General features: G+C 48.1%; 13 protein-coding genes. 8 read left to right on the top strand and 5 right to left on the bottom strand.

Annotated elements, in window-relative coordinates; genetic code table 11:
* Positions 1-3: 3 nt before the first annotated feature.
* On the bottom strand, positions 4-783 hold the full coding sequence (locus OSQ85_RS03465) for an ABC transporter ATP-binding protein (protein WP_265821325.1): 780 nt from the start codon (positions 781-783) through the stop codon (positions 4-6).
* A 101-nt stretch (positions 784-884) separates the two neighbouring features.
* On the opposite strand from OSQ85_RS03465, the gene OSQ85_RS03460 reads away from it, so the two are divergent.
* Complete coding sequence (locus OSQ85_RS03460; protein ID WP_265821324.1) at positions 885-1,376, top strand: hypothetical protein; 492 nt, start codon at positions 885-887, stop codon at positions 1,374-1,376.
* A gap of 7 nt (positions 1,377-1,383) precedes the next feature.
* Here the strand turns inward: OSQ85_RS03460 and OSQ85_RS03455 are convergent, their stop codons facing one another.
* From OSQ85_RS03455 to OSQ85_RS03445, 3 genes are all read right to left on the bottom strand, one after another.
* Positions 1,384-1,974, bottom strand: coding sequence for a DUF1847 domain-containing protein (locus OSQ85_RS03455; RefSeq protein ID WP_265821323.1), 591 nt, complete (start codon positions 1,972-1,974; stop codon positions 1,384-1,386).
* A 113-nt stretch (positions 1,975-2,087) separates the two neighbouring features.
* A complete protein-coding gene (locus tag OSQ85_RS03450; RefSeq protein WP_265821322.1) occupies positions 2,088-3,500 on the bottom strand; it encodes a DASS family sodium-coupled anion symporter in 1,413 nt (470 codons plus the stop codon).
* A gap of 33 nt (positions 3,501-3,533) precedes the next feature.
* Positions 3,534-4,904, bottom strand: coding sequence for a class-II fumarase/aspartase family protein (locus tag OSQ85_RS03445; RefSeq protein ID WP_407649305.1), 1,371 nt, complete (start codon positions 4,902-4,904; stop codon positions 3,534-3,536).
* 141 nt (positions 4,905-5,045) lie between these two features.
* Here OSQ85_RS03445 and OSQ85_RS03440 point away from each other — a divergent pair, with 141 nt between their 5' ends.
* On the top strand, positions 5,046-5,768 hold the full coding sequence (locus OSQ85_RS03440; protein ID WP_265821320.1) for a GntR family transcriptional regulator: 723 nt from the start codon (positions 5,046-5,048) through the stop codon (positions 5,766-5,768).
* Positions 5,769-5,813: 45 nt separating this feature from the next.
* Here the strand turns inward: OSQ85_RS03440 and pckA are convergent, their stop codons facing one another.
* Entirely contained in the window at positions 5,814-7,403 is a 1,590-nt protein-coding gene (gene pckA, locus OSQ85_RS03435; protein ID WP_265821319.1) for a phosphoenolpyruvate carboxykinase (ATP), read from the bottom strand.
* Between the two features lie 270 nt (positions 7,404-7,673).
* Here pckA and OSQ85_RS03430 point away from each other — a divergent pair, with 270 nt between their 5' ends.
* The 6 genes from OSQ85_RS03430 (at position 7,674) to OSQ85_RS03405 (ending at position 18,118) form a co-directional block, all read left to right on the top strand.
* On the top strand, positions 7,674-8,006 hold the full coding sequence (locus OSQ85_RS03430) for an HNH endonuclease (protein WP_265821317.1): 333 nt from the start codon (positions 7,674-7,676) through the stop codon (positions 8,004-8,006).
* Positions 7,981-10,614, top strand: coding sequence for an alanine--tRNA ligase (alaS, locus tag OSQ85_RS03425; RefSeq protein WP_265821315.1), 2,634 nt, complete (start codon positions 7,981-7,983; stop codon positions 10,612-10,614). The genes OSQ85_RS03430 and alaS overlap by 26 nt, the downstream gene beginning before the upstream one ends.
* Positions 10,592-11,167: an NUDIX hydrolase gene (locus tag OSQ85_RS03420; protein ID WP_265821313.1), complete on the top strand. Its 576-nt coding sequence runs from the start codon at positions 10,592-10,594 to the stop codon at positions 11,165-11,167. Before alaS ends, OSQ85_RS03420 begins: the two co-directional genes overlap by 23 nt.
* A 45-nt stretch (positions 11,168-11,212) precedes the next feature.
* On the top strand, positions 11,213-11,680 hold the full coding sequence (locus OSQ85_RS03415; RefSeq protein WP_265821312.1) for a chemotaxis protein CheX: 468 nt from the start codon (positions 11,213-11,215) through the stop codon (positions 11,678-11,680).
* A gap of 436 nt (positions 11,681-12,116) precedes the next feature.
* On the top strand, positions 12,117-16,820 hold the full coding sequence (locus tag OSQ85_RS03410; protein ID WP_265821310.1) for an NAD-glutamate dehydrogenase domain-containing protein: 4,704 nt from the start codon (positions 12,117-12,119) through the stop codon (positions 16,818-16,820).
* On the top strand, positions 16,817-18,118 hold the full coding sequence (locus tag OSQ85_RS03405) for a M16 family metallopeptidase (RefSeq protein ID WP_265821309.1): 1,302 nt from the start codon (positions 16,817-16,819) through the stop codon (positions 18,116-18,118). Before OSQ85_RS03410 ends, OSQ85_RS03405 begins: the two co-directional genes overlap by 4 nt.
* Positions 18,119-18,133 lie beyond the last annotated feature (15 nt).

The raw sequence follows: 18,133 nt of genomic DNA, 5'->3' as shown, positions 1-18,133 counted from the left end.
TAATCAGCGGTAAACGCAGGCTTCAAGAAGCTTTTTGGTATATTCTTCCTTCGGTCTGCGGATCACTTCTTCCGCTGTTCCTCTTTCCACAATTTTTCCCTTATTCATCACAATGACTTCATCACAAAGAAATGATACCACGGCAAGGTCATGGGAAATGAGGACAAGAGTTATATTATTTTCTTTTGTCAATTTTTTCAACAGGTTCAGTATCTGCGCCTGAACAGAAACATCCAGCGAGCTCACCGGTTCGTCAGCCACAATAATTTCAGGCTCAAGGCTGAGAGCACGGGCTATTGCCACCCTTTGCCTCTGCCCGCCGGAAAACTCATGGGGAAACCTGTCCAGATGCTCCTTCTCAAGGCCGACCATCTCCATGAGGGCTTCGCATTTTGCTCTTATCTCCGCCTTGGAGAGGGGGGAGTGCGCAGCTATTCCGTCATACATAGCGGAGAATACGGTCAGTTTCGGGTTCAGGCTGGTGTACGGGTCCTGAAAAATCATCTGTACGTTTTTTCTGTATTCCCCGTACTTTCTGCCAAGTGTGCGGATGTTTTCGCTCTTATACAAAACTTCCCCGGAGTCCGGGCGGATTATATCACAGATGATTTTTGCAGTGGTTGTCTTCCCGCTGCCAGATTCACCCACTATTCCGAGGGTTTTTCCGTGCTCAAGGGTGAGGCTTATGCCGTCTGCCGCTTTGAAGCTTGTGCCTGAGCCTGCGAAAAGCCCTTCAAAGGCTGTGTAGATTTTGGTTGTGTCTTTCAGTTCCAACAGTTTCATGATGTTATATTACACAAACAAACGCAGAGGGCAAAGGCATTTTCCCCTTTGCGAAAAATCAGTATTCATTTATCATGCCTGAAAGCGGAGGTAATGAACGGATGGAAAAAATCAATATAGTCGCTGAACTGGAAAACCTGTGCAAAGCATCAGACACTGTGAGCAAAGGAAGCTCATTCAGGCCTTTTAAATATTACAAAAGCGTACAGGGCAGGAACGTTCCCGTTTTTTTTGTCGGGGTTCCCGGACTGACAGTGGCAATAGTCATGTCCATTCTGCTTGTTATCACTGTCTATCTGGTCACCCTGCCTTTCAATGTGTTCATCTGGGCGGCTCATCTCTTTCTCGCAGCGGTGATAATCCGCTTTGCTCTCAAGGTGGACAAGGCAAAGCAGATCCGCTACATGGTCTCCTGCCTGTGCAGACAGTCTATAGTTATGCTGGAAAAAGCCAATGATGACACGAACCAGAGGGAAAAGCTCGCCGGACAGGCAAAGTACCTCCTTGAGCGTGCCCACAAATGGGTGGATGAACCCGCCATTCACAAGCAGATAGAGGAGCTTAAGCCTTACAAAAGCGTGGTTTTTGAATAAGCTTTTTTTACAGCAGCTTACGTTTGTAATAGTTTGAATATATGGCGGCAGCCGGATTATGCGCCAGCACCCTGTCCTTCACAATAAAGGTCGTACAGGGAGCCTTGGAGTATTTGGAAAATAAAATGTCGTGCCCCACGCATAAACCGACTATAAGATTAATATCCGTGCCTATACTGTTGAGCGCTTCCGCCTGCCCGGCAGGATTGCAGGTTGCCTCATATCTTTCCTTTTTCAGATGGGGAATGCCGTAGTCGTCCTTATTTATTCCTCCGCTTTTGCAGCACACGGAGTGTACCTCAAATTCCTTCGACAGAATCTTTGTCAGAATATCTGCTTCCGCAGAGAGCCCCACACATGATGCTATGCCTATTTTTCTGTATTCCATCAGGCGGCAGAACTCCATTATCTCTTCCAGACGGGTGTATTTCATATAATGTTCAACTTCAATTCTCCCTGCAACAGTGAGGATTTTATTATCCTCCTCCTGTTCGTATATATTACGTGCCTTTGCGGCAGCATAACTGAAGTCATACCCTTTTGCGCAGTCTTTTCCCTGATAGCACACATTTGATTTACAGTTTGAGCAGTTGTACATTTCATACTCCTTGAAAATAAGTGAGCAGACCCCCGTCAGGGAGTCTGCTCTTCAGATATATCACCTTACGTCAGATGAATGCAATGTCAGATGAACTCAATACATGACAGCGGCTACCAGAGTCCGATAACCTTCCACCATGCAAGACCGACTGTGAAAGTGATAAGAACATTAATGCTTACAACGGCGAAATTCAGTTTATAGAACCTCGGACGCTCATAATACCCTTGAGCAAAATAGATAGGACCGGGTCCTCCGCCGTATTCTGTAAGACCCCACATCAGGTTACCGAAGATACCGAAACATATAGCCACCATTACAGACGGCGCACCCGCTGTTATTGCTGTGGCGAGGAACATGGGGTACATAGCGGCGACGTGTCCGCTGGCTGTTGCGAAGAAATAGTGAATATAGATATAAATCAGACCCAGAGCTATGAATGTCCAAATCCATGACCAGCCTGAGAATATGTGTCCGAAGTAGTTCGTCATCCATGATATGAATCCGAGATCTGAAAGACCTGTTGCCAGGCTGATAATTGCTCCGAACCATATAACTGTATCCCACGCTGCATAGTCACGGAGAACTGATTTCCAGTCAACAACTCTGAAAATAAACAGCAGTGCGACAACGCATAAACCGACGGTTGTTGCGCTGAGTTTGGTTATTAGGCTTGTTGCCCAACCAAGAAGAGCCAGAAGGAATATGATTGTGAGGGCTACCTCTTTCCTGCTCATTGAACCCAGAGATGTAAGGGATTTTTTGCCCATCTCCTTGCCTTCCGGCGTGTGTTTCATTTCCGGATTAACAAGCTTGTAAATAACATAAGGAGTAACGGCAAAGCACAGAAGCATGGGGACAATAGCCGCCGCTGCCCAGCCCGCCCAAGTTATCTCTATACCAAGCGTCTTTTCTGCAAGGCTAGTGGCAAGGGGGTTTGCCGCCATCCCTGTCATAAATATAGCACCGGTCACAGGGGTGATCTGGAAGCAGGAGAGAATAAGGAAGTCGCCTATCTTCTTGCCTGTGGGACCCGGCTTGGAATCCAGTGCATCATTTATTGATTTTGCTATAGGCAGGATAACCCCGCCGGAACGTGCAGTCACAGAAGGTGTGGCGGGTGCTATGAACAGATCCGCTATTCCGAGGGCGTAAGCTATACCAAGGCTGCTGCCGCCGAACATTGAGAGCATCTTGTATGCTATGCGTCGTCCCAGCCCTGTTTCCACGAATCCCAGAGAAAGCACATATGCGCTGAAAATAAGCCATACAGTGCCGCTGGCAAAACCTGCAAGGGCTTTAGCCTGCGAAAGAGTGGTTGTTACGATTGCAACGCAAAGACCTATGAGCATTATTGCACCGGAGGGAAGAGGTTGTGTGAGTATAGCTATGATAACTGCGATGAATATGGCAAACATGTGCCATGCCTGAGCCGTAAGCCCTTCCGGAGCAGGAATTAACCATAATACAGCAAGGACCGCAAGTGGAACTGCCGCTGATAATGAACTTTTTAATTTACCTGACATATTGACCTCCCGGTCCGATTGTCGTTAAATGAATTAAAAGCCCTGCTTTTTTGAGTAAGCAAGAGTGTGCTCGATCATCTCAGAGGTTACACCGAGATAGTTTGCCGGATTAGTGAGTTCATTTATCTCCTCACGTTTAAGGTGAGCAGTGACTTCCGGCACATCGGCAAGTGCTTCAGAAAGACTCCCGCCTTTCTCATTCACTGTTCTGCACGCTGCATAAACAATATCGTGTGCCTGCTGCCTTCCCGTATAGGGGGCAAGACCCATCATAACAGCCTCAGCCACTATCAACCCGTTTGTTATATCAAGGTTTTTCCTCATTCTGTCTTCATCAACAATAAGCCCACCAAGCATAAATTTTGCCTGTTTGAGCGCTCCGGCTGTGAGTACGAAACTTTCAGGGATTGCTATCCATTCCGTGTGCCATGGACCTGTTGCTCTTTCAAAGTCCTGAATCATGGAGTCGAGCATAAGTCCTGCGTGCTGCCTCACCCCTTTGGCACTGGCAAGCATCAATTCGCTTGAAATAGGGTTGCGTTTCTGGGGCATTGTGCTGCTGGCGCCTCTTCCTGTGACGAAGGGTTCAAAAACCTCACCAAATTCATTGGATGCCATAATCATCACATCGTAGGCAATTTTCCCCATAGTGCCTGTCACCAGACCGAGAAAATTCAGCGCTTCGGCAAAACCGTCCCTTGCCACATGCCATGTTGACTGCGGCACGCCGAGACCTAGTTCGTCCATAAGTGCTTTCTGAACTTCAAGTCCTTTATTATCAAGAGATGCAAGTGTTCCTGCTGCCCCTGCGAATTCTCCCGTGAGGACTCTGGGGCGGAGCTGTTTTATCCTTTCTGAGTGCCTGTCAAACATTGCAAGCCAGATGGATGTTTTATGACCGAAGGTGATGGGAAGCGCATGCTGAAGGTGGGTACGCCCCGCCATGATTGTGTCTTTATATCGCTCTGTGAGTGATGTAAGAATTCTGCGCAGCTCATTGATGTCACGCTCGATTACTTCAAGCCCGTCACGAACCTGAAGAACAACTGCCGTATCCATTATATCCTGCGTTGTAGCTCCCCAGTGGATGTATCTGCCGGCTTCACCGCACTGCTTCACAAGCTGATGCACCAGAGGGAGAATAGGGTAACCGACTATGTCTGTCTCCTGACGCAGAAGGTCATAATCAAGCTTTTCAATGTCGGCTAGCTCTGTAATTTTCTGTGCCGCATCAGCAGGTATGACTCCGCATTTTGCCTCTGCTCTGGCAAGTGCAGTTTCCACCTCCACATAACGTCTGATCAGCGAAAAGTCGGAGAAAATATCCCTCATCTCCGAAGTTCCGAATGCATCTCTGTAAAGGATAGAATCCATTACGGTTGTTGATTGATGTTTGTTGTTCATCATCAGATCTGCTCCTGTTTGGACTGCGCATGTCCATACAATAAAATTTGTACGTACATAATATACTATATTATGACTGGACATTCTGTCAAGTTACTTGTTATCTTATTTCTCAGAAACAAATGATAAGGTGAAAACATAATGAAAGAAGCACTTTACGTGCAGACCGCACGCATTCTTGCTGAAAGAATTGCCTCCGGTCACTATCCGAAGGACTCTCTTCTTCCCACTGAAATGGAGTTATGCAAAGAATTTCAGGTTAGCCGCCACACAATCAGAGCGGCGATAAGAGAGCTTCAGGAGCTTGGGCTTGTATCCAGAAATAAAAAAGCAGGAACTAAAATAGAAGAAGCCTCCACATCCTCTAAATACAGCTATTCACTGGCATCGCAGGAAGAACTCTCTGACTTCGGTACAAGGCACAAACGTTCTGTTCAGAAAATAGAAACTATTGTAGTTGATCAGACACTCAGTAAAGAGATTGCCTGTTCCCCCGGCGTGCGCAAGCTCCGCATATCTAGCTTGAGGCTTGACGAGGGCGATACTCCGCCTGTGGGGTGGACTGATGTTTATGTTGATCCTTCCTACACCGAGCTGCCTGCTATTATGGAAGAGTCTCCCGAAATGCTTGTCAGCTCTCTTCTTGAAACAAGGTACGGAAGAAGGATCTCAAGTATAAAACAGGACATATACGCAGTAACAGTGCCGGAACATCTTGTTGATGTCCTTCAGGCGGATGCCTCAACTCCGGCGCTTAAGATTATAAGATATTATTACGATTCGGCTAACAAGGCTGCGGAAGTGTCGGTGACAATACATCCAGCGGGCAGGTTTGTCTTTTCAACGAGGCTTTCAAAGAAATAAACAGATAAAAAAGTGAAGCGGGCTGTTAAGCCCGCTTCGTATTCATTAAAGGGTAGGTCCGCCTTTTGTAATTTCGGGATCCATACCGTCTTCAAATCTTTTGAAGTTCTCGGCAAACTTGGAGGCGAGGCTTCTGTGCATATCATCGTATGCCTGTCTGCTCGACCATCCGAAGGAGGGATCAAGAACCTCCGCGGGTACGCCGGGGATAAACTGAGGGATGCCGAATCCGAAAATGGGATCGGTTTTGAACTCAGTTTTGTTGAGCTCACCTGTGAGGATAGCTTTTATTATCGCCCTTGTGTACTTGATGGAGAAACGTTTGCCCACTCCGTAAGGTCCGCCTGTGAGACCTGTGTTAACAAGCCAGCACTGAACATTTTTCTCTTTGACCTTGTCACCGAGGAGTTTTGCGTAAACGGAGGGATGCCATACCATGAAAGGCGCGCCGAAGCATGTTGAGAAAACAGCTTTGGGCTCTGTAACCCCTTTTTCAGTGCCTGCAACCCTTGCTGTGTAGCCGGAGATGAAGTGGTACATAGCCTGGGGAATGCTGAGCCTTGAAACGGGAGGAAGCACTCCGAACGCATCGTAAGTAAGGAAAATTACGTTGTTGGGATGTCCGCCCTTGCCTGATTCCACAATTTTAGGAAGCTGGCTCAGGGGGTAGGATGCCCTTGTATTTTCCGTAAGGCTGTTATCGTCAAGGTCGATTGCTCTTGAAGTCATATCAACGGCAACGTTCTCAAGGATAGTGCCGAATTTTCTTGTGCATTCGTAAATATCGGGCTCTGCTTCTTTGGAAAGGTTGATAACCTTGGCGTAGCAGCCGCCTTCTATGTTGAAAACGCCGTCATTGTTCCAGCCGTGCTCATCGTCGCCGATGAGGTATCTTTCGGGATCTGTGGAAAGGGTGGTTTTGCCCGTTCCTGAAAGACCGAAGAATACAGCCGTATCCCCTTCTTCGCCTATGTTGGCGGAGCAGTGCATGCTCATTACGCCCTGTTTGGGGAGCAGGTAGTTCATAACGGTGAAGATCGATTTTTTGATCTCTCCCGCATAGCTTGTACCGCCGATGATGACGATTTTTCTTTTAAAGTTTACTATTATGAAGGTTTCGGAATTTGTTCCGTCCTCTTCGGGAATTGCGTGGAAGCGGGGGCAGTTTACCACTGTGAAATCGGGTGCGAAGTCTTTAAGAACTTCCTGATCCCTTTCTGTGATGAACATGTTTCTCGCAAAAAGGCTGTGCCATGCTGTTTCGGTTACAACGCGCACTTTCAGTCTGGTGTTTGCGTCTGCACCTGCGTAGCATTCCTGAACGAAAACCTCTTTCGTCTGCAGGTATGAGGCCATTTTGCTGAAGAGCTTGTCAAACTGCGCTTCGGTAAATTTTTTGTTATCCTTTGACCAGTATACATCGTTGGTCGTAGTAGGCTCATCCACCACGAATTTATCGTTAGGCGAGCGGCCGGTATGGTGTCCGGTTCTGGCTACAACTGGGCCGAGATGAGAGAGGATAGCTTCCTTTCTCATAATGATCTGCTCATACAGGGCGGGCGTAGGCAGATTCCAGTTTATGCGAGCCAGGTTCCTGAAACCGTACTCCTCAAGTCCGGTATGTTCGGTTTTCATAAACCCCTCCAAGGTTATTTTGTGGTCTGAAAAAGGCAAACGGATTCTAGCGGATTACTTGTTTCTGATCTATAGAAAATCGTAATGATTTTGCATTTTTTTGGCATTTTTTTATACCGCTGTGTTAAATATTTGGCAATCAAGGATTTTGAATGCTGAAAGGCTTTTAAATTAAGGTATTGATAATGTTAAACCTCTATTATATACTCATCGATTACATAAACAGGCACATGCGTACCTATGTGCTTTTGCTGAGTTTTCGGATATACAATGGACATACACTTTTTTGATACTGCGGATGAAAAGCATATCCGCAGGGAGAAAGAAAAAGCCCGTGAACTGCGGCGCAAACAATGGTGGCGCGGCAAGGTTGATCAGGGCATATGCCACTACTGCGGCAGGAAATTTCCTCCTGAGGAGATAACTATGGATCACGTAGTGCCCATAGCCAGAGGCGGAATGAGCACTAAGGGAAATGTTGTTCCCGCCTGCAAGGAATGCAACAGTAAAAAGAAATACCTGCTCCCCCTTGAGTGGGAGGATTACCTCAGCGGATTCAAAGATAAGGAGAACATAGATGACAGGCAGCGAGATCAGAGCTAAGTTTCTTGAATATTTTAAGGAGAAGGGGCATGAGGTTGTAGCTTCGTCCTCTCTCGTTCCCCATAATGACCCCACGCTTCTTTTCGCCAACGCAGGAATGAACCAGTTTAAGGACACCTTCCTTGGGCTGGACGAACGCAGCTACACCAGAGCGGCCACATGCCAGAAGGTTGTGCGCGCGGGCGGAAAGCACAACGACCTTGAAAACGTAGGCAGAACATCACGCCATCACACATTCTTTGAAATGCTCGGCAACTTCTCCTTCGGCGATTACTTCAAAGAGGATGCCATAAAATTCGGCTGGGACTTCCTTGTGAACCGTATGGGTCTTCCCGCTGATAAAATGTTCGTATCTATATACCTTGATGATGAGGAAGCGTTTAAAATCTGGCGCGATGTCATCGGCGTTAAGGAAGAAAACATAGAGCGCAGAGGCGAGAAGGACAACTTCTGGTCAATGGGCGATACCGGCCCCTGCGGCCCCTGTTCGGAGATCCACATAGATCAGGGCGAAGGCACAGGATGCGGACGCCCTGAGTGTGACCGCAACTGCGACTGTGACCGCCACCTTGAGCTCTGGAACCTTGTTTTCATGCAGTTCAACCGTGATGCCTCCGGCACTATGACACCGCTTCCCAAACCCAGTATAGACACAGGCATGGGGCTTGAGCGCATCGCCTCTGTTGTTCAGGGTGTTACCAGCAACTACGACACTGATATTTTTCAGCCTATAATACAGTTCACGGCGGAACTTGCCGGAGTTAAATACGGCGCAGACAAGGAGAGTGATGTTTCCCTCAGGGTTATTGCGGATCACGCGCGTTCAACCACTTTCCTTATCTCTGACGGTGTTCTCCCCTCAAACGAAGGCAGAGGCTACGTTCTCCGCAGAATAATGAGAAGAGCGATGCGCCACGGCAAAATGCTCGGTTTTGAAGGCACATTCTTCAATAAGGTCTGCGGCTTCGTTGCGGACTTCATGAAAGGGCATTACATCGAGCTTGCGGACAAGAAAAGCTATGTCCAGAAGGTTGTTTCAACAGAGGAAGAGCAGTTCGGCAGAACCCTTGCCATCGGAATGAAGCTTATTGATGAGCTTTTTGTTAAGTATCAGGCTCAGAAACTCATTCCCGGAACAGAAATTTTCAGACTTTACGATACATACGGATTCCCGACGGATCTGCTTACCGATATAGCCGAGGACGCAGGCTTTGAGCTTGATGTCACGGGCTTTAACGCTGAAATGGCCGCACAGCAGGAAAGGGCGAAAAAGTCATGGGCAGGAAGCGGAGAGGAGAGCGTATCCACTATATACAGGAAGCTCAAATCAAAAATCTCATCCGAGTTTGTGGGATATGAGCAGCTTGAGGCGGAAGAAACAGTAAGCGTCATCATCAGAAACGGCGATACCTGCGACATGATAAAGGACGGCGAAGAGGCGGAGATTGTCCTTGAACAGACCCCGTTTTACCCCGAAGGCGGCGGCCAGACCGGCGACAAGGGCGTTATCAGGACAGCCACATCGCTTTTCCGTGTGACTGATACCAAAAAGTTCGGTGACGGGCTGATTGTTCATCAGGGAGTGGTGGAAGTCGGTTCCATAAAAACAGGTGACAAGGTTTTCGCCGCTGTGGACGAAGAAGCCAGACAGGCAACGGAACGCAACCACACAGCTACTCACCTTCTCCACAAGGCGCTTCAGATGGTGCTTGGGGATCATGTCCGTCAGGCGGGCTCAATGGTTTCCCCGGACAGGCTCCGTTTCGATTTCAGCCACTACACTCAGGTTACAGCGGAAGAGATTGAAAAAATAGAAGAAATAGTCAACAGACGCATAATGGAAAACAGGGGCGTAAGCGCCGCTCTGGAGACCAAGGAAGCTGCCATGAAGAAGGGGGCTATGGCTCTCTTCGGTGAGAAATACGGCGACACTGTGCGCGTTATTGAGGTTCCCGGATTCTCCGTGGAGCTCTGCGGCGGCTGCCACGTTGACAGAACAGGCGACATAGGTCTGTTTAAAATAGTTACTGAAACCTCCGTAGCCTCCGGCGTGCGCAGGATTGAGGCGCTCACGGGCGCGGGCGCGGTTGAGCATGTCAGCCGCAGCGAGAGAGTGCTTAAAAACGTCTCCCTCACCCTCAAAGCCGGTGTGGAAGGGATAGAGGATAAAATAAGCGAGCTTTACGCCACCATAAAAGAGCAGGAAAAAGAGATCCGCAAACTCTCCGACAAACTGAACTCCGCCAAAGCTGGCGATATGATGAAAGATGTTGTGGAAGTGAAGGGTGTTAAGCTTCTTGTTTCCCGCATGGACGGCGCTGATGTTGACTCCCTCCGCAACTTTGCGGACACTGCAAGGGACAAAATGGGCTCAGGCGTTGTGGTTGCCGCATCAGCGGACAGCGAGAAAGTAATGTTCCTCTGCGGGGTTACTAAAGACCTCACGGATAAAATAAAAGCAGGCAGCATCATAAAAGAGGTTGCCGCAATAGCAGGCGGAAGCGGCGGCGGCAGGCCGGATATGGCTCAGGCAGGCGGTAAAAACCCCGGCAAGACCGATGCTGCTCTCTCTGCGGTGAAAGGCATTGTTGAAGGAATGCTCGGCTGAGGATATAAAAGAGGCGCTGGCGGGGTATAAAAGACGTACCCTGCCCGAAACCCCTGTCAGGGCCGCTGTACTGCTGCCTGTTATATCAGGCGGCTGCGGTGCGGAGATACTTTTTACCAAGCGTCCCGTTATGCTCAATGCTCACGGAGGGGAAGTCTCTTTCCCCGGCGGAGTTTGCGAGCCTGAGGACGCAAACCTAGAAGAAACCGCCCTGCGGGAAACCTTTGAGGAAGTGGGCATAAAAAGAGAGCAGATCTCAATTATCGGCGCTCTTGATGACCAGCTTTCCAAGGCGGGCTTCCGTGTCACTCCGTTTGTAGGGCTCATAAACAAGCCGTTTAATATGAATGTCTCCCCTGATGAAGTGGAGCGCATCTACAAAGTTCCCGTGGCTTATTTCACCGACACACGCACATCGTGGACAGAAAAATGGGTGAGAGAGGGCGAGGCCAGAACGGTATATTTCCACAGATATGACGATGACATCATCTGGGGTCTCACAGCCAAGTTTGTTGATAACTTTCTTAGAAGCATAAAAGCATTGGACATTTAGATTTTTTTGATTTAGTTTATCTAAAACCTTACGGAGGGGGACCCGATGAAGGCCGAACTTGTAAATCCCTTTATATCTTCAACAATCAGTGTTTTCGACACTATGGTCGGATTTGAGGTAAAAAAAGGGGATCTTTACATAAAGTCGGACGAACGGCTTTACTATGACATCTCAGGCGCAATCGGCGTTGTTGGGGATTTCATAGGCTTCGTCTCCATAAGTTTTCCGGAAGACCTTGCGCTGGAAGTCACCAGCAAGTTCATAGGCGAACCCCTTACAGAGCTTAATAACGATGCCGGGGATGCCGTCGGTGAGCTTATAAACATGATAGCAGGCAGCACAAAGAAACACTTCTCTGACAAAGGCAGAAGATTCAATATATCCGTCCCTAACGTAATCGTCGGTAAAGGCCACACCATCCAGCGCCCCGCTAACCTTATCTGCATAGGCGTTAAGTTCCATCTCAATAATAAGATATTCGTTCTCGAAGTTGCCCTGAAAGAAAAAGTATAGTCTATTTAAGTTTTTCCTTGGGGCTGTGTGTCATTGCGAATACGTACTGACCTCTGTGGGGTCTTAGTTCCTTCTGTTATTTCATGTGAAAATAATTCAACCCTTGGTTAAATTGGTTTATCGTGAATCTCAGAAAGACACAGTTTTTGCTGAAAAAATAAAAAAAATTTACGTCAGAACATTATTTTTTCCTCTGCGGTTTTCTTTCTTCCTTATTCTTATTTCTGAATCTGCCTTAATCTTCTTTTCCTTGGGAAATTTTACATTTATTTTTCAGGTATTATGAACCAAAAAAGCTAACAGTATGCATGAAACCCGCTCTGATCTTATATTGTTTTCAAAGTAATCTCCTTGTGTTAACATCATTTTAGTGTAAATACGCCGGACGGGTGTATTTTGTCCGCGTCTTATTAACTTGATGTAACGGGGTGTTTTTATGAACAGTTTTTCGGCTATCTCCTGCCTCACCAGAAATGACCTTGCCAAATACAAAGGAACCCAGTTTGACCAAAGACATAAAAAGGTTTTTGCGGAATACAAAGGCACGCCTTTTTATGAATTTGCCAAGGTTCTTATGAGCCATCTGCCGCAGAATTTTGTGGGCTTCCTTTCTGATGAGGACATGGTGGGGCTTTACAGACACCTCTATTCCGGCCTTGAGGGGAGAAAAAAGAAAAAGATAGCCGTCAGTGCGGATATGACGGAGGATCTGCCGTTTTTCATAGGCAATTTCTGCATTTTCTCCATTGTGACTGATGACAGGCCTTTCATATTCGATTCTCTCTGGGAATACCTGCAAAACATTCGTGAACATAAAATATTCGTGATACACCCCATATTCGGTATAGAAAGAGGGCGTAACGGTGAAATTGATAAAATAAGCGAGTCACGCCTCGGAGTAAGCAATGAGTCATTCGTGGTGGTATTCCTCGAAGGGCTGAACAAGAACGAAGTTTCTGATATAAAGAAAGAAATAGGCTCCATATATGAAAACGTGGCCGCAGCCGTGGACGATTTCCCGAAAATGAAAGAGGCGATGAGCGCCCTTTTCATGGAATACCGCGAGCGCAACGGGGATGTGGCAAAGTTTATTCAGTGGCTGATGGACGAAAACTTCATATTTCAGGGAACCCGCATTGTGGAGATTGATGAGTCCAAGGATTTTAAATCATTCTCAGATACAGGCGTGTTCACCCTTATGGGGCAGGACCCGAACTATGCGCTGCTTGCCCGTTCTGTTAAGGACGGCAGGCTTAACACAGTGGACGGCTACCCGGTTATAGTGGACAAGGCTGTGGGCATAAGCAAGGTTAAGCGCCGCACCAACTTTGACAGGGTAATGTTTGTTGACAGGCAGGGGACAAAAATCCGCCTCTTTTATCTTGCGGGGCTGTTCTCCAGCAAGGCGCACAAATGCCCGCCTTATGAAATAAGCATTCTGCGGGACAAAATCAAAGCCACCCTTGATTACTTCAACTTTGTCACCGGTTCGCACGACTATAAATGGATACGGGACATTCTGGACGAATACCCGAAGATAGAGATCTTTAACCTTTCAAGCCGTGCTCTGACCGAGCTTCTGGAGCTTATTCTCACCATGCAGGGGGCAAACCAGATACGCATCTCCTACCATGACTTCCGCCCCCTGAAAAATCTTATATTCTTCATGGCTATGCCGCTTTCCCGCTATTCATCCGAGCTTGTGATGAGCATTAAGGATTTTCTTGAGGAGTACTTCGGCGGCAGAATGATGGATATTTCTATCCGCGAGGATCAGCACAAGCGCAGCTTCCTGCATTTCCACATGATGCTGAATGATGTTGATGTACTTGAGCACATAGATGAAAAAGAGCTTAAAAACAAAATTACATCAATGCTTAAGGACTGGGATTCCGCACTGTATGAAGTTCTGCGGGACAGGCTGGGGCATGAGTGCGATGAAGTTTTCGCCGGGTTCGAATCATATTTCGGCGAGGCGTACAAAAGCAAAAACACGCCGGAGGATGCGTACCTTGACATAGTTCGCATCCGCAGACAGGAGGACACATCATCCCTGCTGCATTTCAGCGGAGGCAAGGCTGTTCTTAGGATATATTCCAAAAAGCGCCTTCTCCTCACCGAGCTTATGCCCATCATAGACAACCTTGGGCTGAACGTTTACGAACAGGACATCTTTGAACCATCCGCAGACGGGCACGGACTTTACATAAACGTGGTTTACCTCACCAATATAGACGATCCGGGGAGCTTTGCGGAAACTTACAGAGTAATTCTGCCGGAGCTGATAACAGCGGTAATCTCCGGGCGCGCTGAGAACGACAGGCTCAACTCCCTCAGCGTAACAAGAAAGCTCACATGGCGGCAGACGGATATACTCCGCACCTTTGTATATTTCGCCAAGCAGATTGAAAGCAGCTTCCTGATAAAATCGCTCATGTCCGCACTTATCAATAATGCGGAGATAGCCGAGAAACTGGTTAACTTCTTCGAGGCTAAGTTTGACCCTGAGAGCAGGAAAACATCCTCAGCGGAGATAGAGCAGGATATTCTGAGCCGGATAGAGGGCGTAATCTCAGTGAGTGAGGACAAGGCGCTCCGTTATTTCATACGCATTATTCAGGGCACAGTGCGTACAAACTATTTTATGCAGCCCATGCGTGACTACATCTCGATCAAGGTGAAAAGCCGTGAGATGCCGATTATCGCAGAACCCAGACCGATGTTTGAGGTTTATGTCCACAGTGCCGAGATGGAGGGAGTGCACCTCAGAGGCGGCAAGGTCGCCAGAGGCGGAATCCGTTTCAGTGACCGTAATGACGACTTCCGCACGGAGATTCTGGGGCTTGTGAAAACCCAGATGGTTAAAAACTCCGTCATTGTTCCCGTCGGTTCAAAGGGCGGCTTTATAGTGAAGAAGCGCTTTAAGGACAGGGAGCAGGATAGGGCGAATACTATAAAACAGTACAGCACGCTGATTAAAGGTCTGCTTGATATAACCGACAATTACAAGGGGAATAAGATAGTTCATCCGAACAGGGTGCGCATGTATGATGAGAGTGACCCTTACCTCGTTGTGGCTGCGGATAAGGGCACGGCGACTTTCAGTGACATAGCCAACGGAATATCCGTCAGCTACGGCTTCTGGCTGGGTGATGCCTTTGCCTCCGGCGGGAGTGTGGGCTATGACCATAAAAAGGTGGGAATAACCGCCAAGGGCGCGTGGGAGAGTGTTAAGAGGCATTTCCGCGAACTCGGAAAAGATATTCAGAAAGAGGAATTTACCGTAATCGGCATAGGCGACATGGCTGGTGACGTTTTCGGAAACGGAATGCTGCTCTCCACTAAGATAAACCTCCTTGCCGCGTTCAACCACGTTCACATATTCCTTGATCCCGCTCCGGATGCAGATAAAAGTTACGCCGAAAGGCAGAGGCTTTTCAAAAACCCCTCACTCACATGGAGGGACTACAATACTGAACTCATTTCAAAGGGCGGCGGCGTGTTCGAGAGAACAGCCAAGCGCATTGAGCTTTCACCGGAAGTCCGCCTGATGCTGGGGTGCAGCGAAACAGTTGTCACCGGGGCGGAACTGATACGTCTTATTCTTAAGGCTGAGGCGGAACTGCTCTGGAACGGCGGCATAGGAACCTACGTGAAGGCCTCCGGCGAGACAGACAGGGATGTGGGCGATTCCACAAATGATGATGTGCGTGTGAATGCCAGCGAACTCAGGGTAAAGGTTGCGGGTGAGGGCGGAAACCTCGGTTTCACCCAGTCAGCAAGGATAGAGTTCGCAGAAGACGGCGGACACATATACACCGATGCTCTGGATAACTCCGGCGGGGTTGATATGTCCGACCATGAGGTTAACCTCAAAATCATCTTCAACTACCTTGTGGAAACAAAAACCATTAAGGATATGAAGGAGCGCAACGCATATATCAAAAAGCTCACCCCTGCGGTGACCGATCTTGTGCTTGCCACAAACTACCGTCAGTCTCTGGCGGTTAGCAGCGACCTGATACGCTACGGCTCCAATCCTGTGACATTCCGCGAGGCCGCAAAACACCTGAGAAACGAAGGTCTGCTTGATTTCCGCATAGAAAAACTCGCATTCCCCAATAAGGATAAAAGTGCGACATCTCCTGAACTTGCCGTGCTTCTGGCATATATGAAAATATACCTCTACAACAATGTGGAGAATACGCTGAATCTTGATAACCCGCTGGTCAGGAAGGAGTATCTGGATTACTACCCGAAGGATACTGTGGAAAAGTTCGGCGATAAGCTTTTCAGCCACAAGCTGTTCAGGCAGATAGCCGCCACTGTGACGGTAAACAGGGCCTTGAACCAGACAGGCATATCCTTTTTCTATGAGCTGTTGAAAGGTACGAACAGACCGCTGAACGAGATACTGGAGTGCTACCTCCTCGCTGAGGAGATAGTCGGCTGCCGCAGGCTCAGGGATGAGATATGCGCCCTTGACGGCAAAGCGGAGACGGAGGCTCAGTACAGGGCGCTCATAGAGCTTGATAAAACCCTGAAAGTCGCTGTTGAGTGGCTGATTGACCCGCGCAATATGAACCTTTATAAGAGGAAAGGGGATGTTCTCAGAGAAATATTCCCCCTTGTTACCAAATATATGACAACTGGCATGAAAGAAAAGTACACAGCCATGACGGAAGAGTTCAGAAAAGGCGGTCTGCCCGCCTCCCTTGCGACCGCTGTGTGCGTTGTGCGCTACTCCAAGCCTGCGTTTGATGTTTTCCGCATAACCGCCGAAACAGGTGCGGATGCCAAAGATGTTCTCAAACGGTACTATGAGATTGGCGGCAGATTCGGAATAAATATGCTCACTCTCAAGATGAAGCATATAAAAATAAGAGATGAGTGGGAGCGCATAAACCGTGACGGGCTCCTGCTTAAGCTCAAAAAAATTCAGATGAACCTTGCCTTCGCCTACAGCGCGGGGAACAAGGGGTGGCTGAAAAATCTGCTTGACACTGAAAAGCGCTTTGTAGAAAACTATGATAAGTTTATGGATTCGGCAGCAAAGGACGAGATAGATTCTCTCGTTCCGTTTAATGTGATGATAGAATCCTTCGCCAATGTGGCTGAAAAATACGGAGCGGGTGGATGAAAAAAGTCCTCTTCTTGCTGATAGTTTATGTAATTTCGGGGGTGCGGGTGCTTGCCGCGGTGGATACAGTAAGTTTTGATAACGGCGTTAAAATGGTTTACCGAAACATTCCCTCAACAGGGGTTGTTTCCGTGCATGTATGGATGAAGACCGGCTCTGTGAATGAAAATGTGGAGAACAACGGCATATCTCATTTCCTTGAGCACATGGTTTTCAAGGGAACGGCCTCATACGCCCCCGGAGCCATAGATGAGGTGGTGGAGAGCGCCGGAGGGAGCATGAACGCCGCCACAAGCAAGGACTACACCTTTTACCACATAACGCTCCCCTCGTATAATGCTGAGACTGCCTATAAGGTTCTCAGCGAGATGCTTTTTGATGCGAAGTTCATACCGGACGAGATAGAGAAGGAAAAGCCCGTGGTGGTGCAGGAGATCAAACGCAAGTTTGACAAGCCCACATATGACATGTGGTCATATCTGTACGAAGCTCTTTTCAGGGGCTCTCCTTACGAAATGGAGGTAATAGGCACGGAGGAAACGGTGAATTCCTTTACCCGTGACACCCTTGTTGACTACTACGGCAGATACTACCACCCGCAGAACATGACCCTTGTTGTGGCGGGGGACATAGACAGGAAAACGGCGGAAGCCCTTGGGCGGAAGTATTTCAGCAAAACCAAAGACGGACGCGGCAAACGATATGAAGGCAGCGCCCAGAGGATATATACCGAAGCCCACAGGAAGGACTTTTACCGTCAGGTGGTGCAGGAAACAGGGGTTATAGCCTTTCCCGCTGCCGCACTGAACGAGGAGGATATATTTGCCTACGAAGTGCTGGGTGAAATACTCTCCGGAGGCGAATACTCCGTCCTGAGCACCATAGTTAAAAACGAACTGAGACTGGCAAGCTCCATCAACGCCGGTTATCTGGGGATGAAGCACGGCGGTTCTTTCGTGTTTACCTACACATGCCCGGTCGGAAACAGTGAAAAAGTGAAGGATGCTATCCTTAAGGTTATAGCCTCCGTGGATAAATTCGTGGATAAAAAGAGCCTTGAAAAATGCGAGAACAGGCTGAAAAGCCAGATAGCGTTTCAGAGGGAGCGTGCTTCCAGCGAGGCACGGGACATCGGCTATTCCTATACACTTGACATTCCCGGATATTATCATAATTTTCTTAATAAGATGAGCGGCATGAAACCTGAGGAGATCACATCCCTTGCCGCCGGAATATTCTCCCGCCCATATATTGATTTACGGACACTGCCGGAAGAAAGCGGGAAAAAAGAGGATTAATGCGGGATTTTGAAC

The organism is Geovibrio ferrireducens (genome assembly GCF_026226615.1).
GTDB lineage: Bacteria > Chrysiogenota > Deferribacteres > Deferribacterales > Geovibrionaceae > Geovibrio > Geovibrio ferrireducens.
The sequence above is the reverse complement of the archived record's forward strand: the minus strand, read 5'-3'. Positions and strand labels throughout refer to the sequence as shown.